Consider the following 22,441-nt stretch of genomic DNA (forward strand, 5'->3'; position numbering starts at 1 on the left):
GGTGGTGGGCGGCGTCGCGCCCTGGGGGTACCTCGCGCTGCTGCTGGGGGTGGCGTGCATGGCCGGGGACCGGTTCTTCGGGGTGACGTCCGGCTGGATAAGGGACGTGGCCACGGCTCAGGCCGTCCAGCGGCGGCTTCAGGTGCTCCAGTTCGACTGGGCGTCGGAGAGCGTGCGGGAGGTGCTGGGGCCGGCGGACGGGACGGCGAGCGAGGCGGCCGAGCGGTGTCTGGGGGTGCTGCGCAGGTTCTCCGAGGACGTGACGGAGCTGGTGCGGACGGAGACTGCCGACTGGATGGTCGAGTTCCGGACCGGTGCGGCACCGCTCGGCATCCAGTCGGCGGGGACCGTGGGGCAGCGCACGGACTCGGGGGCTTCGCCGGGGCGGTTTCCGTTGCCCCCCGGGGCGGGTGCACGGCCGAACATGCCCCGCCAGCGGCCGCCGGAGCCGCGGTGACCGTACGCGGTGATCGGCGTCGAACGTATTTCGCCCCCGCCGCCCCTACCCGTCCCATCCCCGGTGGCTGCGCCCCCGGACCCCCCAGACCCCCCTGTCGGCCCAGAACGGGCCTCGTCCTCGAACGCCGGACGGGCTGGAGGGTCAGTCCGCCGCGCAGAGCTCCAGGCCTTCCGGCGTCGAGCACGGGATGTGGCCGTGGGTGCGGATCACGTCCTGGCCGTTTCCACGGGCGAGGTAGGTGAGGAAGCTGGAGGCCAGGGAGTCGGCCGGGGGTTGGCCGTAGGTGTAGGCGTACTCGATCTCGCGGTACGGGTAGGCGCTTGTGCCGTGTTCGATGGCGTCCACGGAGGGGGTGTGGTCGTCGAGGCGGAGGAGGTGGAGGCCCTTGGCACGGGTGGCCGCGTTGAGTTCGCTGTAGCCGATCGCTCCGGGGAGTCGGGCGACCGTTGTCAGGACCTGATCCGTGGAGTCGAGTTCACAGCGAGTGACGGGCGCCGTCGCATCGTCCTTGTGAACGCAGTCAACAGACGAATTCGCGATTTCGCCCCGCCCCAGCACCCGTCGCTGAAACACCTGTCTCGTCCCCGAGTTGGCATCCCGGCTGACCAGGCGCACCGGGAGGTCGGGGCCGCCCAGTTCACGCCAGTTCCTGATCTCGCCACGGTAGAGACGTCGTACGTCCTGAGTCGACAGGTTCGTCAGGCGTACGTCGTCGTTGACCACCAGCGCGAACACCGACACCGCCACCCGGTTCTCGCGCAGCTCCGACAGGCCGCTCGGCTTGGGGCCGTCCGACAGGGCCACGACCGGCGGCGACCCCTTCGCCCCCTGGTTCGCACCGGCCGCCGCCAACTCCCGTACGCCCGCCGTCGACCCGTGCGGATCGACCTCGATGGCCGCGCCTCCGCAGTCCCCCTCGTACTTCTTCGCCACCTCCTCCAGCACCGGCGCGAACGCCGTCGAGCCGGTGAGGGTCAGCGTGCCGGTCGCGCAGCCGATCGGGGGGCGGGTGTCGTCACGGGTGACGACGATGGTCGCGAGGGTGAGGACGCTGGCGGTCAGCATGATGGTGATCAGGCGGGCCGCGCGGCTGAACAGGGGCGGCTTCTCGTCCGGAGTCGCACTGCGGTTGGGGTGGACCTCGCCGTCGCGGATGCCGCCGCTCAGCCGTATCTCGTTGCCCACGTCGCCGCCGGACAGCATCACCAGCAGCTTGAAGTGGTCGCCGCGGTTGAGGGGGACGCGCGGGATGCGCAGGGTGTTTCCGTCGTAGCCGAAGCCCCTGGAGGGGGTGAAGTGGTCCATGAGGTGGTCGGTGTCGGACGGCTGCGTGACCGAGACGCCCCGGACCGTGCGGCCGGTGAACACGACGGTCAGTCCGTGGACTTCGGGGCTCGTGTAGTCGTCGCGGTCGATGCCCTGCGAGCCGTCGTTCTCCACCCGGAGCAGCACCAGGGTCGCGTCCGACATGCCCGGCGCCTCGTCGAAGACGCCGACCCGGACGTTGGCCCGGCCCATGCGGACGTCGTCGCCTATCGGGTTGTCCATCTGGACGCGGTAGCCGATGCGTTTGCGGCGCGGAACCCGGCGTTCGTACCAGACCATGACGCCGGACGCGGCGATACCGAGCAGCGCGGTGCCCATGGCGACGACGTTCTCTGCGCTCAGCAACTCCACCGTGGGTGCCCCCGCTACTCCCCGGAGCCGAATCGTGGGGTCACCGTACGGCTGTGCGAGCGGGAATTCCGGATTGGTCGGAGGAAGTTCGCCTGACGTTCAACGAGCATGCCGAGACGGGGCCTTGGTCACTGCCGGGTGTACGTCAGCTTCTCGTCGGTGCCGGTGTTCGTGCGCTCCAGCGTGCCGTCCGGCAGCAGGGTGATCTCGGTCGCTGCTCCCGGCGAACAGGAGGAGCGCGGCTCGCCGCTCGTGACCGTGGACGGGCCGATGCTCAACGGGCCGTCCCCGGCCGGCGCCTCGACCAGGTCCGCCTGGAACAGGCAGTGGTAGGTGCCGTTCGCGGTGGGGCCGTCGGCGACGAGGGACAGCACCGTGTCGCCCGTCTCGCCCTGCTGGAGGGTGAGTTCGCGGGTGTGCACACCGTCGGCGTTGTCGATCGTCGTGGTCCAGGTGCCGAGGTAGTCGACCGGGATCGCGCCGTCCGAGGGCGGGGCGGAGGCGGTCTGCGTGGAGCGGGTCGGTGACGGCTGCTGCTGCCGGTCGGGCGGGGTCTCGCCGGGGGTCGTGGGACCCGTCACCGAGGGGGAGGGATCACCTCCCGCCTGGTCGTCCCCGTCGCCGCTCATCAGGGCGTACACCGAGCCGCCTGCGCCGAGTGCGACGACCAGCGCGACGAGGACGAGCACGGCCGTGGAACGCGAGTTCCGTTGCGGCTCTTGGGGAGGGGGCGGGCCGTACGGCGGGGTGGGAGGCGGTCCGTAGGGGGGGGTGTGGCCGAGGCTGCCGTACTGGTTGTACGGCGGTGGGGTGGCGGGCGCTCCGAGGGCCGGCGGCCAGCTTCCGGGGATGCCGCGCTGTTGCGGGAAGTCGTACGCCGAGGGCTGCGGGTGTTGTTGCGGGTAGCCGTACGCCTGGTGGGCCGGGGCACCCGGGGCACCCGGGGCGGCGTTCCCAAAGGCGTCGGTGGCGGGCGGGGCGGCCGGGGCACCCGGCGGGGGCGTCTGGCCACCCTGACCTGCGACGACCGTGGGCAGATGGTCCGTCCGCGCACCGCTGCCCGGCTGCCCAGGCACGGGCGGGCCGGGGGTCGCGGCGGGGGCCGGGTTCGGAGCGGCGGTCCGGTTCGGGATCGGCGCCCGGTTCGGGGCCGAGGAGGGAGACGAGCCGTCGGCGACGGCGGCGTGCTCCACAGACGCCTCGGGAGCCGGCCCGGAACCGTCACTCGAAACGGCCCCCTCCGGATCCTCCGCGTCCAGCAACCCCACCGCATGCCGCCCCAGTTGGGCCACCAACGCCCCCGGCAGCCACGGGTCCCGCGACCGCCCCCCGGACACCGTGTCCTCCGCGCCCGTGCGCTCCAGGATGCGGTCCAGCGTCGGTCGCGCCCCCGGTTCCTTCTTCAGACAGGCGCGTACGAGGTCGGCGATGCCCTCGGGCACGCCCTCCAGGTCGGGTTCCTCCTGGGCGATGCGGAACATCAGGGCGTGGACACCGCTGTTGGCGGTGCCGAAGGGGAGTTTGCCGGTCGCGGCGTACGCCAGCACCGAGCCGAGGCAGAAGACGTCGCAGGCCGGGGTGATCCGGTCGCCCCGCACCTGCTCGGGCGCCATGAAGCCGGGCGAGCCGACGAGCGCGCCGGTCCTGGTCAGTCCCCCGTCCGTCACCGTCTCCAGCGCCCGCGCGATGCCGAAGTCGATGACCCGGGGGCCGTCGATGGTCACCAGCACGTTGGACGGCTTGAGGTCGCGGTGGATGATCCCGGCGGCGTGGACGTCCTTGAGGGCGTGGGCGAGACCGGCCGCGAGGATGCGCACCGAGCGTTCGGGCAGCGCTCCGTGGTCATGGCCGACGACCTGCTGGAGGCTCGGCCCGGCGACATACCCGGTGGCCAGCCACGGCACCGCGGCCTCGGTGTCCGCGTCCAGCACCGGAGCCGTCCAGTACCCGCCGACCTGCCGCGCGGCCTGCACCTCCTGCCGGAACCGCGCCCGGAACTCGTCCTGCGCTGCCAGCTCCTCCCGTACGAGCTTGACGGCGACCGTGCGCCCCCGGTCGGACCGCGCCAGGTACACCTGCCCCATCCCGCCGGCGCCGAGCCGCGCCAACAGCCGGTACGCACCGATCCGTTGCGGTTCTCCCGGTCCCAGTTTCTCCATCGTTGCGCCGCCTTCCCCCCCGCCCCGCACGTGAGCAACAGACCGAGGATAGTGCGGCGCCACGGCGCGGTGAGCTGGGCTTTGTCTACGGTTCCGTAACAGGCGGGCCCACCTGTTCGAGCACCTTGGAAAGCCGTTCCAGTACCCGTACGGCGTCCGCGAGTTCGGTGTCGTCGCCGTACGCCCGGGCCAGCCGGTCGGCGAAGGCCGCGTGCCCGGGGTTGATGCGGGACACCGCCGCCCGCCCCTCCTCCGTCGGCGCCAGCAGCTTGGCGCGCCGGTGCGCGGGGTTGGGCCGGTACTCGGCCAGCCCCTTTTCCACCAGCAGATCGGCGATGCGCTGCACGCTCTGCCGGGTGATGCCCATCTCCCGCGCGATCCCGGAGACGGGCAGCGGCTCACCCAGCACCGCGCCGAGCACCTGCCACCAGGCGGCGGTGAGTCCGGCGGGCCGCGCCAACTCCTCCGCCACGGCGAGGAACTGGCCGTTCAGCCGGAAAACGCCGAGCGCGCTGCGACTGAACAGGTCCTGCCGCTCCCGGCTCACTGCTGCGCCCCGGCCTTCTCCAGCACGGCGTACGCCTCGGCGTCGGAGTCGTGGAACAGCCGGTACCAGGCGTCCAGCACCTCACCCTCGTACACCCCGAGCAGTCCGAAGATCTCGCGGGCGAAGGCGACGGGCTCGGTCGGGCCGGCGGTGATCAGGCCGCGGTCGGTGACGGCGTCCGCGTCGACGTACCGCCCGCCGCCGCCGTATCCGCTCGCCGCCAGGTAGAAGGAGACCGCGCTGGTGTGGTCGCGGTCGTCGAGCAGGCCCTCCCGCGCGAGTCCGGCGGTGGCGCCGCAGATCGCGGCGACGGGCACGCCGGAGTCCAGGAAGGCGCGGGCCTTGCGGGCGAAGGGGGCGAGGTCGTCGGTCGTGTCCCAGAGGTCGGCGCCCGGGAGGATCAGCAGGGCGCTGTCCTGCGGTCGTACGTCGTCCAGGGCCAGGGCGGGCTGGACGCGCAGACCGCCGACGGAGGTGACCGGTTCACGGGTCGGGCCGACCGTCCGGATCTCGTACCCGGCACGGGCGAGATACGCCGTCGCGTGGCCGGTTTCCCAGTCGGCATAGGTGTCGTACACGGCGAGATGCACGGGCTTGCGGCTCATGGCTGCCTCCTCGTTCACTGACCACCTGATGACAACACGCTGTCATTTCGACAGTAAGCTGTCAAGCTTCGGGGTGAGCCTCCCTTCACAAGGGGACGAACCTCCCTTCGACAACCTGTCGCGGAAACCCTCCGACCACAGACAGGACGCCGATATCGCTTCCGCATGGCGGACACCTACGCTCGGGCGCATGACCCCTCAGCCAAACCCCGAGGTCGGCGCCGCCGTGAAGGCCGCGGACCGTGCGCACGTGTTCCACTCCTGGTCCGCGCAGGAGCTCATCGACCCGCTCGCCGTCGCCGGCGCGGAGGGGTCGTACTTCTGGGACTACGACGGCAACCGGTACCTCGACTTCACCAGCGGTCTCGTCTACACCAACATCGGCTACCAGCACCCCAAGGTCGTCGCCGCGATCCAGGAACAGGCCGCAATCCTGTCCACCTTCGCGCCCGCCTTCGCGCTGGAGGCCCGGTCGGAGGCGGCGCGGCTGATCGCCGAGCGGACACCCGGCGACCTGGACAAGATCTTCTTCACCAACGGCGGGGCCGACGCCGTGGAGCACGCGGTGCGCATGGCGCGGCTGCACACGGGGCGGCCGAAGGTGCTGTCGGCGTACCGCTCCTACCACGGCGGCACCCAGCAGGCGATCAACCTCACCGGCGACCCGCGCCGCTGGGCCTCCGACGGTGCCGCGGCCGGTGTCGTGCACTTCTGGGCGCCCTTCCTGTACCGCTCCCGCTTCTACGCGGAGACCGAGGAGCAGGAGTGCGCGCGGGCCCTTGAACACCTGGAGACGACGATCGCGTTCGAGGGGCCGGGCACGGTCGCCGCGATCATCCTGGAGACGATTCCGGGGACGGCCGGGATCATGGTGCCGCCGCCGGGCTACCTGGCGGGCGTCCGTGAGATATGCGACAAGTACGGGATCGTCTTCATCCTGGACGAGGTCATGGCCGGGTTCGGGCGGACCGGCGAATGGTTCGCGGCGGACCTGTTCGACGTCGTACCGGACCTGATGACCTTCGCGAAGGGCGTGAACTCCGGGTATGTCCCGCTCGGCGGTGTCGCCATCTCCGGGGCGATCGCGGAGACCTTCGGCAAGCGGCCGTACCCGGGCGGGCTGACGTACTCGGGGCATCCGCTGGCGTGTGCGGCGGCCGTCGCGACGATCAACGTGATGGCCGAGGAGGGGGTCGTCGAGAACGCGGCCCGGCTCGGGGCGGACGTCGTCGGGCCGGCGCTGCGGGAGCTGGCCGCGCGGCACCCGTCGGTGGGCGAGGTACGGGGCGTCGGCATGTTCTGGGCGATCGAGCTGGTGAAGAACCGGGAGACACGCGAGCCGCTGGTGCCGTACAACGCGGCCGGTGAGGCGAACGCGCCGATGGCCGCGTTCGGCGCCGCCGTGAAGGCCGGTGGCGTGTGGCCGTTCATCAACATGAACCGGACCCATGTGGTGCCGCCGTGCAACGCGAGTGAGGCGGAGCTGAAGGAAGGGCTGGCGGCGCTGGACACGGCGCTGTCGGCGGCGGACGAGTTCACGCGGTAGCGGACGAGTTCGCGCGGTAATCGCACGCCGCAGGCTCCGCCCCGACCGTGAGGCCGGGCGTCACCGGGCGAAAACCCCCTCGCGAACTCGAACGCGTAAGGTGGCGTGCTCGTAGACATATACGTGCACGCCACCCGATCGCGACGAGGAGACGCCCCGACGATGCCCGGCCGTAGCGGCAACGGCGCCGTGACCCGCAACACCCTGCGGCAGCAGATCGCCGACGCGCTTCGCGACGAGGTGCTGGCCGGGCGGCTCCAGCCGGGGCAGGAATTCACGGTGAAGGAGATCGCCGAGCAGTACGGCGTCTCCGCGACGCCCGTGCGCGAGGCGCTGGTCGATCTCTCCGCGCAGGGGCTCCTCGAGGCCGACCAGCACCGGGGCTTCCGTGTGCACGAGTACTCGTTCGAGGACTTCCGGGGCATCATCGAGGCCCGCAGCCTGGTCATCGACGGGATGTTCCAGGCGCTCGACAGCGGCCACCAGGGCTACCAGGAGCTCGACGACCCCCGTACGGCCGCCGCCGTGGCGGGCGTACGCCGCCGCGGCGAGGAGGCGCAGCGCGCCGCCGCCGCCGGTGACCTCACCGTCCTGATCGGCTACGACCTGCGCTTCTGGCGCGAGCTGAGCAATCTGTTCGGCAACCCCTATCTCGGCGACTTCCTGCACCGGCTGCGCGTGCAGTCCTGGGTCTGCACGGTCCAGCACCTGCGCCGGCTGTCCGACCTGCGCGGCCACCTGTGGTCCGGCCACACCGAACTGGTGGACGCCCTGGCCGAGCACGACACCAAGAGCGCCCGCTCGATCGTCGCCGCGTACAACGCGGACGCGCTCTCCCTGATCGAACGCCTCGCCGCCGGGTGAGAGGGGCGGGCACGGGTATGGGACCTGCACGACCGCAGCGCACTTCGCGCCGCACCGACTACCCTGCCCTGACCACCCTGTGACAACCACCGTGCGCTGCGAGTATCCGAGGAGCTGACCTTTGGCCTGTGACCTGTGGCTGGTGCCGCTCGTAGACGTGTTGTGCCACACCCCGGACAATCCGTTCGCCGAGGAACTCGCGCAATACAACAAGGTGCTCGCCGAGGCCGGGCTTCCGCCGGTACCGGTGTACCAGTACATGCCGGGGCTCTCCGGCGAGGTCGCCCCGGTGGCCGGGTTCGACTACGACGCGCTGCACTTCCTGCGCCGCGCCTATCTGCTCCAGGTGTGCGGGCTGCCGGTGACGCCGGTGGACGAACTGGGCGGCGACTACGAGCAGTTGCTGGAGATGTTCGAGGCGACGGCTCAGCAGTCCCACCTCGTGTGGCACTACGACCACGCGGGCGCGTACGTCCCGGTGGACTTCCCGCACCCGCTGTCCAACGACGAACTCCTCGCGGGCGGAGGCCCGTTGGGCTCGTCCCAGACGCTGCTGCGGGAACTGGAGTACGTGGCACCGTCACTCGGCATCGACCCGGCCAACCCGCCGACGCCCCCTCAAGCGCCGCTCGCGCCCACGGAGTTGGAGGAACCGGCCGTACCGCCGCCTTACGACCCCAGTCCCTTCGCCCGTGAACGGCACGTCTGGCTCGGCCTGCACGCGGCGGCGACGCGGAGTCTGGCGCAGGGGTCGATGATCATCTTCAGCTGAGGGTCAGCGCCCCAGCTGGGAGAGGCCCTTCTGTACGTCCTCGAGGTTCATCACCGGGGTGTAGGAGACCTCGGCACCCAGGTTGAGGAAGAACGGCTCGCTGATCACCGGCATCTGGGAGCTGTCCTGCATGTCGAAGACGAGGAAAGCGGTGCGCTTGCCGTGGTCGGCGGTGAAGTAGGCCGCCTCCGGCTTGATCTGCTCCACCGACTCCTGGATCAGTTTCGCCAGCGTGCCGTTCCTGATGGCCTCGTTCGCCTTCTCCGTGTCCATGGACGCCTTGAGCAGTACGCGCATCGCACTCACCTTCTTCTGGTCGACACACTCGGAGGTCCGATCCCAGGATATGCCGGTACGCGGCTTTTCTCCCTGGATGCTCGACGGCAGTCGGCGTACCGGTACGGGCGATGACGCGACGACCGCCGAGGCATGCCTGCCCGCCGGGCGCGGAGGCGGTCCACGGCGACGCGGACGGGGGGAGAGAGAGCCGTGGCCCGCCATGCCGGCGCGGGCCACGTCCTCCGGGCCCGGGGCCGCCCTAGAACACCGCCGTACCGTCCTGCGTCAGCTTCCAGTTCGCCGCCGCGAAGTCGGCCGGGTCGAGCGCCCCCTTGGCCGTCACGTAGTCGATCATCAGCTGGCGGATCTCGTTCGTGGAGCTGTACGCGATGTCGGCGTCGGCGATGTGCGGGTAGCCGGAACCGCCGTTCGCGCGGTAGTTGTTGACGGCGACGACGAACACCTGGTCGTCGGTGACGGCGGTGCCGTTGTAAGCCAGGTTCTTGATCCTGGAGCCCTCGGCCTGCGCGATGTCGATGTCGTAGGAGACGCCCGCGGCCGTGTCGTACATGTAGTCCCAGAAACTGTTGGCGTTGGTGAGGGTCGCGGTGTCGACCTTCGTGCCCGCCGGCACCTGGTGGTAGTACTTCGCCGCGTACTCCAGGTAGTCCTTGAGCTGAGCGCCCGTGAGCTTCTTGCCGTAAAGGGTGTTGTCGTAGATGTAGAGCCCGGCGATGTCGCGGATGGTCACGTCTCCGGCCGGGATGTCGGCGGTCCGGCTGAAGGGCGCGGCGACCGAGACGATCGGGAGGGCCGCGTCCGCCGTGGACAGGCCCGCCTTGACGGTCTGCGTCTGGACCTCGTGGATGAAGTCCATGACGGGTACGTCCTTCCAGCACGCCTCCGCCGCCGAGAGGTCCTGCGTGCAGGTACCGACGGGCGTGTTGACGTACTTGACCACCAACTCGTGGTCGGCCTGGAGGAGTTTCGTGATCTCCGGGTCCTCGTCGACGGTGTTGGGGTTGAGGGTCTGCGCCTTCTTGCCCGTCACCCTCCACTGTCCGTGGTGCAGTTCGAGCTCGAAGTCGAAGACGGTCAGGCGGTAGCCCCAGCAGTACGGCTCGGAGAGCAGGACCTCCGCACCGGTCTCCTCGTTCTTGACGGTGTACGACGACACCTCGACGTGCGTGTGCCCGACCAGGATCGCGTCGATGCCGGGGACCTGCTCGGCGACGAGGTTCGAGGCGTTCTCGACGTACGGGAGTTCGTCGCCGTACGAGGACGAACCGTCGAGCCCGGAGTGGTCGGTCAGGAAGACCACGTCGCAGCCCAGCGCGCGCAGCCTCGGCACGTACTTCTTCGCCTGCTCGACCAGCCCCGGGAAGACCATCCGGCCGCTGACGTTGTCCTTGTCCCACAGGGCGATGCCGGGGTTGGTGAGGCCGAGGACGCCGACCTTGATGTCCGGCGCCCCCGGCACGCAGATCCGCTTCACGGTGTACGGCCGGAAGGCGGGCCTCAGCGTCTTCGCGTCCAGCGCGTTCGCACCGAGCAGCGGGAAACGGCACTGGCTCTCGAACTTCCGCAGCACGTCGATGCCGTAGTTGAACTCGTGGTTGCCGAGGGCGGCGGCGTCGTAGCGCATGTGGTTCATGGCGACGGCCATGGGGTGCTCGGGCGCGTCCGCTCCGGTGATGGGGTCCACGCGCGCGTAGTAGTACGCCAGTGACGTCCCCTGGATGATGTCGCCGGCGTCGACGAGCAGGACCCGGTCCTCGCCCTTCGCCTCGCGCTGCTGCTTGACGAGCGTCGCGACCCGGGCGACGCCGACGGAGTTGCCCTTGGCGTCCTGGTAGGCGGCGTCGGTGTAGTAGTCCCAGTCGAAGACGTGGCTGTGCAGGTCGGTGGTGCCGAGGATGGAGAACGACCAGGTGCGGGGCGACGTACCGGGATGCCGCTCGGCGGCTTCGGCGGTGCCGGCACCGACCGCTCCCGCGACGGCCACGGCCGCGCCGGTGACGGCCGACTTCTGCACGAACTCACGGCGGTTCATGGGGCTGACGGGCATGGCAGGACTCCTGGGAGGACGGCGGGGGTGTGGGGTGCCGTGCGGGGCTACACGCGTAGATGGTGGCCGCGAAGCGGGCCGCCGGGAACCAGGAGCAGGCCATGAGCGGGTCATTTTCCGGGTCGGTCAAAGGAAAGGACCGGTCAACGGGGGCTGCGTGAGCGGAGTGAGACGATCTTCGTACGGGCGCGTGTCCGGTCGACTACCCTGAGTGGCCTATGGTCGATCTCAGAGGGAAGGGCGCATCATGACACTGATGACTGAGCGACCGACGATAAGCGGCACCGGACCCCACACCTTCGAGGACCTGCTGGACCTCCTCGACGAGTTGCACGTGCCGGACGGCTACAAGGCCGAAATCATCAGGGGGAACATCGTCGTGTCGCCGTGGTCGAAGGGCTACTACACCCGCGTCATGAATCTGGTGTGCAAGCAACTTGATCCGCACCTGCCCGACGGCCACCTCATCAGTCAGGCCCCCCTGCTGTTCGTCTTTCCGGGGGTGGAGAATGCCTACGGGCCGGACATCCACGCCGCGCACGAGCAGACCCTCGAGACGGCCAGCAACCGCCTCGACGGAGAAGCCCTCTCCTTCGTCGCCGAGCTGACCTCCCCCTCCACCCGCGACGACGACCTGACCGACAAGGTCGAGACGTACGGAAAGGTGGGCGTCCCGGTCTACCTCATCCTCGACATGCAGGAAGAACAGGCCACCGTGCTCTGGACGCCGTCCGCCAAGGGGTACGAGGCCCGCCTCACCAAGCCGTTCGGCGAGAAGCTCGACATCCCTGCGCCGTTCGACTGCACGCTCGACACCACCGGGTTCCAGGCGCCGCCCGAGAGCTGAGCCCTCACGTCGACTCCCGCACCACCAACCGGCAGGGCACCGTGTGCGCGCCCGGCGCACCCTCCTCCGCGTCGATCGCCTCCAGCAACCGCAGCGCCGCGATCCGCCCGATCTCCGCGAGGTTCATGTCGATCGTGGTGAGCGGCGGGCGGGAGGCCAGCGCCATGGTGTCCCAGTTGTCGTAGCCGACGACCGCGATGTCGCCGGGGACGCTCACCCCGCGCTCGCGCAGGGCGTCCGCGACTCCCCTCGCTATCTGGTCGTTGCCGCAGAAGAACGCGTCCGTCTCCGGGGCCGTACGCAGCACCGCGTCGGCGGCGCGGCGGCCCCACGCCTCGCTCCACTCGCCGAAGTGGACCCGGCCGGTGGACAGACCGAACCCCGCACCCTCCAGGTGCTCCACCCCGTGGCGGGCCCGGTCGCGGGCGGCGGCGTGGTGTGCGGGGCCGGTGACGTGGGCGATGCGGGTGCGGCCGGCGGACAGCAGGTGCTCCACGGCCAGTCGGGCGCCGCCCCGGTCGTCGGAGACGACCGAGGTGTCGGCCGGGTCCGTGGAGGGTGACAGGGCGTAGACCACCGGGATCGTCTCCAGGCCGCTGATGCCGGTCAGCGGGGGGCGCGGGTCGGTGCGGCGGCCGGTGACGATGATGCCGTCCACCCGGCGGTCCATGAGGTTGCGCAGATGGTGCTGCTCCCGGATGGCGTCGCCGCGAGTGTCGCACAGCAGGACGGAGATCTTGCCGGCGCCGAGCGCGTCCTCGGCGCCGAGGAGCACCGGCGTGCTGAACCGGCCGATGCCGTCCGTGGTCATCAGGCCGACCGTCCAGCTGCGGCCGGTGTGCAGGCTCTGGGCGTGCTGGTTGGGGCGGAAGCCGAGCGTCGCCACGGCGTCCAGCACTCGCTGGCGGGTCTCCGGGCGCATCCTTCCGCCGCCGTTGAGCGCCTTGGAGGCCGTGCCCACGCTGACGCCCGCCAGCGCGGCGACGTCGGCGAGCCGGGCCCGGCCTACGGGGGAAGAGCCTGGAGCACTTGCGGCAGACGTCACGGGCAAACCTTTTCCTTGGTGAGAGCGGCGCTCACCATCGTGGCAGGCGAGAAGGGCTAGTTCCAGTCGGTGGGAAACCGGAAAAATCTCTTGTCGCAAGCCTTGACCCGACTTGACGTCTGCCCTCTACTTTCTCGTCAGTATCGCAAGGAAAACGGTTGCTCAATCTGCCTCTCACCCCCGGAGAGCCATGCCCCGCTCACGCTCCGCCCTGCCCGCCACAGCCGGCCCGGTCCGCCTCGGCCCGGACGCCCGCACCGCACTGCGTCCCGCCGCCGCCGTCATCGACGCGGGCCTGTGGCACACCCGGCGCGAGGTCAACACCCGCACCTCGATCCCGCAGGGGCCCGAACTGCTGGAGTCCGCGGGCAACCTGCACAATCTGCGGCTGGCCGCGGGGACGGCCGAAGGAGACTTCCAGGGCGCGTACCCCTTCGTGGACACGGACGTCTACAAGTGGCTGGAAGCCGCCTCCTGGCAGCTCGCCCAGGAGCCGTCCGAGGATCTTCGGGCCCACGTCGACGACATGATCGCCCTCGTCGCACAGGCCCAGCAGCCCGACGGCTACCTCAACACCTGGTTCCAGCTGGTCAAGGGCGGCGAGCGCTACCAGGACCTGCGCTGGGGGCACGAGCTGTACTGCGCCGGCCATCTCATCCAGGCCGCCGTCGCGCACCACCGCACCACCGGACGCCCCGAACTCCTCGACGTGGCCCGCAGGTTCGCCGACCATGTCGACTCCGTCTTCGGCCCGCCCGGCAGCGGCAAACCCATCGACGGCATCGACGGCCACCCCGAGGTCGAGACCGCCCTGGTCGAGCTGTACCGGGAAACCGGCGAGCGCCGCTACCTCGATCTGGCCGGCTACTTCGTCGACCGGCACGGCCACGGACTGCTCGGCGGCGAGGCCTACTGCCAGGACCGCGTCCCGCTGCGCGAGGCGACGAACGTCGAGGGTCACGCCGTACGGCAGCTCTACCTGCTGGCCGCCGCGGCCGACCTCGCCGCCGAGACCGGCGACCTGGAACTCCGCGGCGCCGCCGAACGGTTGTGGCACGCCATGACCACCACCAAGACCCACCTCACCGGCGGGCTCGGCGCCCACCACGACGAGGAGGACTTCGGCGACCCGTACGAGCTGCCCAACGAGCGCGCCTACTGCGAGACCTGCGCCGCCATCGCCTCCGTCCAGTGGAGCTGGCGCATGGCCCTGCTCACCGGCGAGGCCCGCTACTCCGACCTGATCGAGCGCACCCTCTACAACGGCTTCCTCGCGGGGGTGTCGCTGGACGGCGAGCGCTGGCTGTACGTCAACCCGCTCCAGGTCCGCGACGGCCACACCGACCCCGGCGGCGACCAGTCGGCCCGCCGCACCCGCTGGTTCCGCTGCGCCTGCTGCCCGCCGAACGTCATGCGGCTGCTGGCAAGCCTGGAGCACTACCTGGCCAGCAGCGACGACGGCGGCCTCCAGATCCACCAGTACGTCACCGGCAGCTACACCTCGGACCGGATCACCGTCCGCTGCGAGACCGACTACCCCTGGCACGGCACGATCACCCTCACCGTCGAGGACACCCCGTCCGACCGCCCCCGAACGCTCTCCCTGCGCATCCCGCAGTGGTGCCGCGACTTCCGGGCGCGGTGCGGAGACGAGACGTACGAGGGTCCCGTGGCCGACGGCTGGCTGCGGCTGGAGCGGACCTGGGCACCCGGAGACCAGGTCGTCCTCGAACTCCCCCTGGAGCCCCGCCTCACCGCCGCCGACCCCCGCGTGGACGCCGTACGCGGCTGCGTGGCGATCGAACGAGGGCCCCTCGTCTACTGCCTGGAAGGGGCCGACCACCCCGGCGGCGGTCTGGACGACATCGTCGTGGACACCACCCGCCCGCTCGCCGTGAAGCACCGCCCCGATCTGCTCGGCGGCGTCACCACGGTCGTGGCGGCGGGCAGGCGGCGACACGTCCCGGAGGCGGGCTGGTGGCCGTACACCGCCGCCGACGAGTCGCCCCGACAAGGCGGCGAGCCGGTCGAGTTGACCGCCGTCCCCTATTACGCCTGGGCCAACCGCGAGGACGGCAGCATGCGCGTGTGGCTGCCCACCTCCTGACATCCCTCCGCCCCGAGAGCCCTTACGACAACGAGGTCACCCCGTGATACCCACCCGCCGCACTCTCCTCGCCGCGCTCGCCGCCGTCGGCACCCTCGCCTCCCTGACCGCCTGCGGAGGCGGCTCCGACGACGGTTCGGGGTCCTCCGACGCGTCCGGAGGGACGTACACCTTCTGGGACCCGTACCCGCAGTTCGACGCCTCCTCCCCGTGGGGCAAGCTCGTCACCGAGTGCGGGACGAAGGCCGGGGCGACCGTCAAGCGCACCGCTTACGACACCACCGACCTGGGCAACAAGGCGCTGCTGGCGGCCCAGCAGGGCAACGCGCCCGACGTGATGCTGGTGGACAACCCGGTCGTCTCCACGCTCGTGGAGGCGGGGATCCTCAACAAGACGAGCGACCTCGGCCTCGACACGAAGTCGATCCAGGAGAACATCATCGGCGCGGGCACGATCGACGACGCCTCCTACGGCGTCCCGATCGGCGCCAACACGCTCGCCCTCTACTACAACAAGAAGGTCCTGTCGGCGGCGGGCGTCGATGCGGCCTCCGTCAAGGACTGGAACTCCCTCACCGCGGCCCTGCAGAAGGTCAAGGCGGCCGGCAAGAAGGGCATCACCTTCTCCGCGATCAACACCGAGGAGGGCAGCTTCCAGTTCCTGCCCTGGTTCTGGGGCGCGGGCGGGGATCTGACCGAGCTCGACTCGGACAAGGGAGTTGCCGCCCTCTCCCTCTGGAAGCAGTGGGTGGACGACGGGCTGGCCCCCAAGGACGTCCTGCAGAACACGCAGACCACCAGCTGGCAGGAGTTCGCCACCGGCGACTACGCGTTCGGCGAGAACGGCACCTGGCAGCTCGGCAACGCCGACAAGGCCGGCTTCGACTACGGCGTCATCAACATCCCCGCGCAGAACGGCGGTTCGGCACCGGTGCCGACGGGCGGCGAGTTCGTCACCGTGCCCGTGCAGAAGGACAGCGGTCGCTACGACGTCAGCAAGAAGATCGTCGAGTGTCTGACCAGCGACGCGAACCTGCTGGCCACGGACACGACCCTGACGTACATCGCCCCGACGGCCGCCGTGCAGTTGGAGCAGGTCAAGGCCAACCCGAAGCTCGAGCCGTGGGTGAGCGCGGTCGCCGCGGCCCGCGGGCGCACCAGCGGCGGCCTGGGCTCGAAGTACCCGACCATCTCCGAGCCGATGTGGACCGCCGTCCAGTCGGCCCTGTCCGGCGGCAAGAGCCCCAAGGACGCCCTGGACACGGCCCAGTCGAGCGCCGGGAAGGGCTGAGGCCGAGATGACCATCGCCCGAGTCGACCGCCCGCGGCGGGGGCCGGCCGTGTCGAAGGCGAGCGGCACGGGTGGTGCCGACACCCTGCCGCTGCGGCACCGGCAACGGCGCCGCAGCCGGCTGACCGCGCTCGCCTTCGTCGCCCCGCTGCTCGCCTACCTCGCCGCGTTCTATCTCTACCCCCTCTACCGCAACCTCGACCTGAGCCTGCGCGACTACACGGTGCGGTCGTTCGTGGCGGGGGACGCGCCGTTCTCCGGCTGGGACAACTTCCAGAAGGTGCTGGACGACCCGACGTTCGGCCCGGCGATGCGCCACACCATGATCTTCACCTTCGTGTCGATCGCCTTCCAGTACGTCATCGGGCTCGCCCTCGCGGTCTTCTTCAACCGCCGCTTCCGCCTGGCTCCGACCCTGCGCGCCCTGTTCCTGATCCCGTGGCTGCTTCCGCTCATCGTCTCGGCGTCGACGTGGTCGTGGATGTTCAACAGCGAGTCGGGTGTGGTGAATTACTTCCTGCACTTCTTCGGCGTGGACGCGGTCGGCTGGCTCACCTCGCCGGACTGGGCGCTCACCTCGGTGATCATCGCCAACATCTGGATCGGCATCCCGTTCAACCTGGTGATCCTCTACAGCGGCCTGCAGAACATCCCGTCGGAGCTGTACGAGGCCGCCGCGCTGGACGGGGCGGGTGTCTGGCAGCAGTTCCGCCGGATCACCTTCCCGCTCCTGCGACCGGTGTCGGCGATCACCCTGCTCCTCGGACTCGTCTACACCCTCAAGGTCTTCGACCTGATCTGGATCATGACCAAGGGCGGCCCGGGCGACGCCTCCTCCACGCTCGCGACCTGGTCGTACCAGCTCGGCTTCGGCACCTTGCTGCCCAAGTTCGGCCCGGGGGCGGCGGTCGGCAACATCCTCATCCTCATCGCCCTCGTCTTCGGCCTGCTGTACATCCGCGTCCAGAGGAGGCAGGAAGCGTGAAGCCGCGCACGGGTTCCCGCCGTCACACCGTCATCGGGCTCGCCCTCACCGCGCTGATGCTGTTCCCGGTGTACTGGATGCTGAACGTGTCCCTCACCCCGCAGCAGGACATGCGCAAGACCCCGCCGGACCTGTTCCCGCTGCACCCCACCTTCGAGGGCTACCGGGCCGTCCTCGACGACCAGATGCCCTACCTCGGCACCAGCCTGCTCATCGGCCTCGGCACGGTCGCCCTCACCCTCGTCCTCGCCGCCCCCGCCGGCTACGCGCTGGCGAAGCTCCGCCCGCTCGGCGGGGGCGCGCTCGGCCTGGTCCTCCTCGTCGCCCAGATGATCCCCGGGATCGTCATGGCGATGGGCTTCTACGGCATCTTCCTCGACCTCGGCCTGCTCAACTCCTGGTGGGGCCTGATCATCGCGGACTCCACCATCGCCGTGCCGTTCGGCGTCATGATCTTCACGGCGTTCATGTCGGGCATCCCCGGCGAGCTGATCGCCGCCTCCCGCATCGACGGCGCCGGGACCTTCCGCACCTTCTGGTCGGTGGTCCTGCCGGTGAGCCGCAACGCCGTCGTCACCGTCTCGCTCTTCAGTTTCCTGTGGGCCTGGTCCGACTTCGTCTTCGCCAACACCCTCGACGGAGGCGGCGACTGGAGGCCGATCACCCTCGGCATCTACAAGTACATCGGCAACAACAACCAGGAGTGGAACGCGATCATGGCCACCGCCGTCGTCGCGTCCGTCCCCGCAGCAGTCCTGCTGGTCCTCGCCCAGCGCTACGTGGCCGCGGGTGTCACCGCGGGTGCGGTGAAGGACTGAGATCCCGGCAAGGACTGCCCCTTCCGCACCACAAGGACAACCCCCCATTCCCTCCGTTGAGGAGAACTCCTGTCATGAGCCGCACAAGACCCCCCACTCCCGGGCGCCTGACCGCCGCTCTCGGCGCGACCGCGCTGGCCGTCACGGCACTCGCGACCACCGTGCCGTCCGCCGAGGCGGTCCCCACCTCCGCCACCACCCTGGTCGTCAACGCCAACCAGACCCTGCGCTCGGTCACCCATGTGGCCAGCGGCAGCCTCTACGGCCTCGCCGACGCGTCCACCCCCGCCGACAGCCTGGTCACCGCCCTCAAGCCGCACACCTTCGTGCAGATGGCCCCGGGCGGCAGCCAGCTGCCCAACGGTGCGTCCAAGCCGGGCGGCGACGCACTCGTCGTAGCGCCCAAGGCGGCGCGCGCGGGCTCCAAGGTGGTCGTCCGCATGCCGGACTGGTACCCGAACTTCCCCTACAAGTGGGTGAGTTGGAGCGACTGGCTGTCCGCCGTCGACAAGCAGGTCACCGCCGTGCAGTCCTCGGGCGCCACCAACATCAGCGCGTACGAGATCTGGAACGAACCCGACTGGACCTGGGACACCGCGAACGCGGGCGCCTTCAACGCGGGTTGGGCACGCACGTACAAGCAGATCCGGACGAAGGACACGACGACCCCGATCCAGGGCCCGAGCGACGCGTCCTGGAACCAGTCCCGGATGAGCCAGTTCCTCACCGACGCCAAGGCCAGCGGCACCGTCCCGGACGTCATCGCCTGGCACGAACTGAGCGGCAGCCAGGACATCGCCGCGCACGTCTTGGCGTACCGCGCGCTGGAGAGCAGCCTCGGCCTCAGCCCGCGTCCGATCTCCATCGAGGAGTACGGCACGCCCACCGAGATGGGCAACTCCGGCGCCCTCATCGGCTATGTCGCCAAGTTCGAGCGGACCGGCGTCCGTGACGCCGAACTCGCCTTCTGGAACCACTACGGCACCCTCGGCGACACCCTGACCGACACCGGGGGCTCGCCGAACGGCTCGTACTGGACGTACAAGTGGTACGGCGACATGTCCGGCAACATGGTCGTCACCACGCCTCCCGCACAGACCGGCATCGACGGCTTCGCCTCCCGCAACGGGGCGGGCAACCAGATCAGCGTCGTCGCCGGCGGCTGCACGGGCTCCTGCGCGGTGACCGTCAACGGCCTCTCGTCCCTGTCGGCCTTCGGGAGCACGGTCCACGTCAGGGTGGAGTACTCACCCCACACCGGCCGCACCACCGCGTCCCCCGGCCCGATCACGATCTCGGACGCCGACTACACGGTCTCGGGCGGCTCCGTCACCGTGCCGGTGACGATGAACGCCTCCGACGGCTACCGGGTCGTGGTCACCCCCAGCGGCACGTCCACCTCGCTGGCCGGGCGCTACCAGATCACCAACCGGAACAGCGGTCTCGCCCTGGCCACCCAGAACACGGCGACCGCTCAGGGCACCTCGGTCGTCCAGGCCACGTCCACCACCGGCACCGACCAGAACTGGACCCTGGTGGCCGCCGGCTCGGGCCTGTACAAGATCGTCAACCAGAAGAGCGGGCTGGTGCTCGGCATCAACACCATGAGCACCGCCGACGGCGGCACCGCCCTCATCTGGGGTGACAACGGCACCGCGGATCACCTCTGGCAGCTGATCCCGGCCCGCGACGGCTACTACAAGATCGCCAACTACAACAGCGGTCTGCTGCTGGGCGTGGATCAGATGAGCACCGCATCCGGCGCCCAGGTCCTCCAGTGGACCGACAACGGCACATGGGACCACCTGTGGAGGCTGACCTCGCGTTGAGGCCGCCCCCTGGGTACGGGTACGCCCCCGGATGTCGGCCGGGGGCGCACTCGTGTGCGGAGGCGGTGCTGAACCGCCGCACTGACTGCCGCACTGACTGCCGTACTGACCGCCGTACTGACCGCCGCAGCGACTGCCGTACTGACCGCCGTACTAGATGAACGAGTTGATCTCGATCGTCTCGTCCCGGCCCGGGCCCACGCCGATCGCGGAGATCGGGGCGCCGGACATCTCCTCCAGCGCCTTGACGTAGTCCTGGGCGTTCTTCGGGAGGTCGGAGAAGGACTTCGCCTTGGTGATGTCCTCGGACCAGCCGGGCAGGGTCTCGTAGATCGGCTTCGCGTGGTGGAAGTCGGACTGCGAGTAGGGGAGTTCCTCGACGCGCTTGCCGTCGATCTCGTACGCCACGCAGACCGGGATCTCCTCCCAGCCGGTGAGGACGTCCAGCTTGGTGAGGAAGAAGTCCGTCAGGCCGTTCACGCGGGTCGCGTACCGGGCGATCACCGCGTCGAACCAGCCGCAGCGGCGGTCACGGCCGGTCGTGACGCCCTTCTCGCCGCCGATGCGGCGCAGCGCCTCGCCGTCCTCGTCGAAGAGCTCCGTGGGGAACGGGCCCGCGCCCACCCGCGTGGTGTACGCCTTCAGGATGCCGATGACCCGGCTGATCTTCGTCGGGCCGACGCCGGCGCCGGTGCAGGCACCGCCGGCGGTGGGGTTGCTGGACGTCACGAACGGATACGTACCGTGGTCGATGTCCAGCAGGGTGCCCTGGCCGCCCTCGAAGAGGACCACCTTGTCCTCCTCCAGGGCCTGGTTGAGCACCAGGACCGTGTCGGCGACATACGGCGCGAGCCTGTCGGCGTAGGTCAGCAGCTCCTCGACCACCTGGTCGACGGCGATCGCGCGCCGGTTGTAGAGCTTGGTGAGGATCTGGTTCTTGACGTCGAGGGCCGCCTCGACCTTCTGGGTGAGGATCGACTCGTCGTACAGGTCCTGGACGCGGATGCCCACACGGTTGATCTTGTCGGCGTAGGTCGGGCCGATGCCGCGCCCGGTGGTGCCGATCTTCCGCTTGCCGAGGAACCGTTCCGTCACCTTGTCGACAGTGACGTTGTACGGCGTGATGATGTGAGCGTTACCGCTGATCAGGAGCTTGGACGTGTCGACGCCACGCTCGTTCAGTCCGTTCAGCTCGGAGAACAGGACCGACGGGTCGACGACGACTCCGTTGCCGATGACCGGGGTGCACCCCGGCGAGAGGATTCCGGAAGGGAGGAGGTGGAGGGCGTACTTCTGATCGCCCACGACTACCGTGTGGCCGGCGTTGTTGCCGCCCTGGTAGCGCACCACATAGTCCACCGAGCCACCGAGCAGGTCGGTCGCCTTTCCCTTGCCTTCGTCACCCCACTGAGCACCGAGCAGCACAAGTGCGGGCACGCGCGTACACCCCTTCCGGGCGGGGCATGTCCAAGGTCAGGGGCGTACGGAACATTGACTGTGCCGCGCACAGCCTGTTTCGTACACCGGCGACCTTCGTTGGCCGCAACCCGTCGGACCGGATGCCCCGGAATAGACGAAGCCCCTGGCGCAATAGCGCAAGGGGCTCTTGCACAAAGATGCTACCCGAGGAAGCGAGGCATGACCGAGGTGGCGACTTCCGACCAGCTGCTGGTGGTCATCGACCCGGTCGCCCGCCGGACCGACGGTGAGGCCGTACGGATCGCAAAAGACGTGCTCAGCGCGGGTGCGACCACAAAAGTGTGCCTCCCGGAGGGGCCCGAGGAATTCGCCCGGGCACTCCAGAGAAGAGGGTCCCGAAGGCCGGTCGTGATCGGCGACGACCGGGCCCTGGTGCGGGCGGTGTCCGTGCTGCACCGGCGCCGGGAGCTGGCCGGATGCGGGCTGTCGGTGGTGCCGGTGGGGTGCGGCCTGTCCCTGGCCGGCTCCCTGGGGATCCCCACGGGCGCGGTCGCGGCGGCCCGGGCCGTCCTGGACGGCGCCGAGCGGCGCATGGACCTGCTGGTCGACGAGAGCGACGGGGTGGTGCTGGGGGCGCTGCGGATTCCGCCCCTGACGGGGGTCGCGGAGGATGCGGCGGAGGCCGATCGGCACGGCGCCGAGTTCGACTCCGGACGCCCCTCGATATGGACCTGCCAAGCCCTCGTACGGACCCTGGTGACGGCCCGCCCCACCCGCTCCCCCTCCCTGGCGTCCGCCCCCGGCCCCGCCCGCCTGCGCGTGGAGGTCGACGGGGTCACCCTGGTGGACCTGGACCAGCCGCTGGAGGCCCTGTCGGTCACCCCGGGCGCCTGGGGCGCCCCGGGGACGGCCGAGGTCGAGGCCCGGCCGCTGTCGGTGGGCGCGGAGGCGACTCCGCTGCTGGCGACGGGGCGGCGGATCACCGTGTCGGGGCCGGACTTCCGGTACCGGGCGGACGCGGGGGTGTCGGGGCCGGTGCGGAGACGGACGTGGACGGTGTGGGAGGGGGCCTGGGGGCTGACCTTGCCGGTGGCGGCGGCTGGTGATCACTCACTTGGGTGAT

The 22,441-nt window shown here is 70.2% G+C and carries 19 protein-coding genes; 11 read left to right on the forward strand and 8 right to left on the reverse strand.

Translation table 11 applies throughout. The features are described from left to right. A partial coding sequence (locus ADK57_RS43045) for an SLATT domain-containing protein (RefSeq protein ID WP_159050239.1) occupies window positions 1-457 on the forward strand: 457 nt, incomplete at its 5' end. Window positions 458-601: 144 nt separating this feature from the next. On the opposite strand, the gene ADK57_RS43050 is transcribed toward ADK57_RS43045, so the two are convergent. From ADK57_RS43050 to ADK57_RS43065, 4 genes are all read right to left on the reverse strand, one after another. Next, complete coding sequence (locus tag ADK57_RS43050; protein WP_053755220.1) at window positions 602-2,137, reverse strand: substrate-binding domain-containing protein; 1,536 nt, start codon at window positions 2,135-2,137, stop codon at window positions 602-604. A 128-nt stretch (window positions 2,138-2,265) separates the two neighbouring features. Next, a complete protein-coding gene (locus ADK57_RS43055; protein ID WP_053755221.1) occupies window positions 2,266-4,296 on the reverse strand; it encodes a serine/threonine-protein kinase in 2,031 nt (676 codons plus the stop codon). Window positions 4,297-4,381: 85 nt separating this feature from the next. Then, window positions 4,382-4,843, reverse strand: a complete 462-nt coding sequence (locus ADK57_RS43060) for a MarR family winged helix-turn-helix transcriptional regulator (RefSeq protein ID WP_053755222.1) — start codon at window positions 4,841-4,843, stop codon at window positions 4,382-4,384. Then, a complete protein-coding gene (locus ADK57_RS43065; RefSeq protein WP_053755223.1) occupies window positions 4,840-5,448 on the reverse strand; it encodes a type 1 glutamine amidotransferase family protein in 609 nt (202 codons plus the stop codon). The genes ADK57_RS43060 and ADK57_RS43065 overlap by 4 nt, the downstream gene beginning before the upstream one ends. A gap of 190 nt (window positions 5,449-5,638) precedes the next feature. Here ADK57_RS43065 and ADK57_RS43070 point away from each other — a divergent pair, with 190 nt between their 5' ends. From ADK57_RS43070 to ADK57_RS43080, 3 genes are all read left to right on the forward strand, one after another. Continuing rightward, window positions 5,639-6,994 carry an aspartate aminotransferase family protein gene (locus tag ADK57_RS43070; RefSeq protein ID WP_053755224.1) on the forward strand — a complete coding sequence of 452 codons (1,356 nt, stop codon included), beginning with the start codon at window positions 5,639-5,641 and terminating at the stop codon, window positions 6,992-6,994. A 162-nt stretch (window positions 6,995-7,156) separates the two neighbouring features. Further along, window positions 7,157-7,858 (forward strand): GntR family transcriptional regulator, encoded by a 702-nt coding sequence (locus ADK57_RS43075; protein WP_053755225.1) that lies wholly within the window; start codon window positions 7,157-7,159, stop codon window positions 7,856-7,858. A 121-nt stretch (window positions 7,859-7,979) separates the two neighbouring features. Beyond that, on the forward strand, window positions 7,980-8,630 hold the full coding sequence (locus tag ADK57_RS43080; RefSeq protein ID WP_053755226.1) for a hypothetical protein: 651 nt from the start codon (window positions 7,980-7,982) through the stop codon (window positions 8,628-8,630). A gap of 3 nt (window positions 8,631-8,633) precedes the next feature. Here ADK57_RS43080 and ADK57_RS43085 read toward each other — a convergent pair whose 3' ends face one another. Next, window positions 8,634-8,927, reverse strand: a complete 294-nt coding sequence (locus ADK57_RS43085) for a hypothetical protein (RefSeq protein ID WP_053755227.1) — start codon at window positions 8,925-8,927, stop codon at window positions 8,634-8,636. Window positions 8,928-9,168: 241 nt separating this feature from the next. After that, on the reverse strand, window positions 9,169-10,977 hold the full coding sequence (locus ADK57_RS43090) for a bifunctional metallophosphatase/5'-nucleotidase (RefSeq protein WP_053755228.1): 1,809 nt from the start codon (window positions 10,975-10,977) through the stop codon (window positions 9,169-9,171). A gap of 247 nt (window positions 10,978-11,224) precedes the next feature. Here ADK57_RS43090 and ADK57_RS43095 point away from each other — a divergent pair, with 247 nt between their 5' ends. Further along, a complete protein-coding gene (locus ADK57_RS43095) occupies window positions 11,225-11,824 on the forward strand; it encodes a Uma2 family endonuclease (RefSeq protein ID WP_053755229.1) in 600 nt (199 codons plus the stop codon). A gap of 4 nt (window positions 11,825-11,828) precedes the next feature. Here ADK57_RS43095 and ADK57_RS43100 read toward each other — a convergent pair whose 3' ends face one another. Next, complete coding sequence (locus tag ADK57_RS43100) at window positions 11,829-12,869, reverse strand: LacI family DNA-binding transcriptional regulator (protein WP_078973659.1); 1,041 nt, start codon at window positions 12,867-12,869, stop codon at window positions 11,829-11,831. Window positions 12,870-13,059: 190 nt separating this feature from the next. On the opposite strand from ADK57_RS43100, the gene ADK57_RS43105 reads away from it, so the two are divergent. The 5 genes from ADK57_RS43105 (at window position 13,060) to ADK57_RS43125 (ending at window position 19,899) form a co-directional block, all read left to right on the forward strand. Then, window positions 13,060-14,976: a glycoside hydrolase family 127 protein gene (locus tag ADK57_RS43105; protein ID WP_053755230.1), complete on the forward strand. Its 1,917-nt coding sequence runs from the start codon at window positions 13,060-13,062 to the stop codon at window positions 14,974-14,976. A gap of 43 nt (window positions 14,977-15,019) precedes the next feature. Next, the gene (locus ADK57_RS43110) at window positions 15,020-16,267 is read left to right on the forward strand and encodes a sugar ABC transporter substrate-binding protein (protein WP_053755231.1); all 1,248 of its coding nucleotides are present in this window, start codon (window positions 15,020-15,022) and stop codon (window positions 16,265-16,267) included. A gap of 7 nt (window positions 16,268-16,274) precedes the next feature. Next, window positions 16,275-17,252 carry a carbohydrate ABC transporter permease gene (locus ADK57_RS43115; protein ID WP_053755232.1) on the forward strand — a complete coding sequence of 326 codons (978 nt, stop codon included), beginning with the start codon at window positions 16,275-16,277 and terminating at the stop codon, window positions 17,250-17,252. Further along, entirely contained in the window at window positions 17,249-18,070 is an 822-nt protein-coding gene (locus tag ADK57_RS43120; RefSeq protein WP_053755233.1) for a carbohydrate ABC transporter permease, read from the forward strand. Before ADK57_RS43115 ends, ADK57_RS43120 begins: the two co-directional genes overlap by 4 nt. Window positions 18,071-18,144: 74 nt before the next feature. Further along, the gene (locus ADK57_RS43125) at window positions 18,145-19,899 is read left to right on the forward strand and encodes an RICIN domain-containing protein (protein ID WP_053755234.1); all 1,755 of its coding nucleotides are present in this window, start codon (window positions 18,145-18,147) and stop codon (window positions 19,897-19,899) included. Between the two features lie 153 nt (window positions 19,900-20,052). Here the strand turns inward: ADK57_RS43125 and ADK57_RS43130 are convergent, their stop codons facing one another. After that, window positions 20,053-21,336 (reverse strand): adenylosuccinate synthase, encoded by a 1,284-nt coding sequence (locus tag ADK57_RS43130; protein WP_053755235.1) that lies wholly within the window; start codon window positions 21,334-21,336, stop codon window positions 20,053-20,055. Window positions 21,337-21,537: 201 nt separating this feature from the next. Between ADK57_RS43130 and ADK57_RS43135 the strand changes: the two genes are divergently transcribed. Continuing rightward, window positions 21,538-22,440, forward strand: a complete 903-nt coding sequence (locus tag ADK57_RS43135) for a diacylglycerol kinase family protein (protein WP_053755236.1) — start codon at window positions 21,538-21,540, stop codon at window positions 22,438-22,440. Window position 22,441 lies beyond the last annotated feature (1 nt).

Source organism: Streptomyces sp. MMG1533, assembly GCF_001279775.1.
GTDB lineage: Bacteria > Actinomycetota > Actinomycetes > Streptomycetales > Streptomycetaceae > Streptomyces.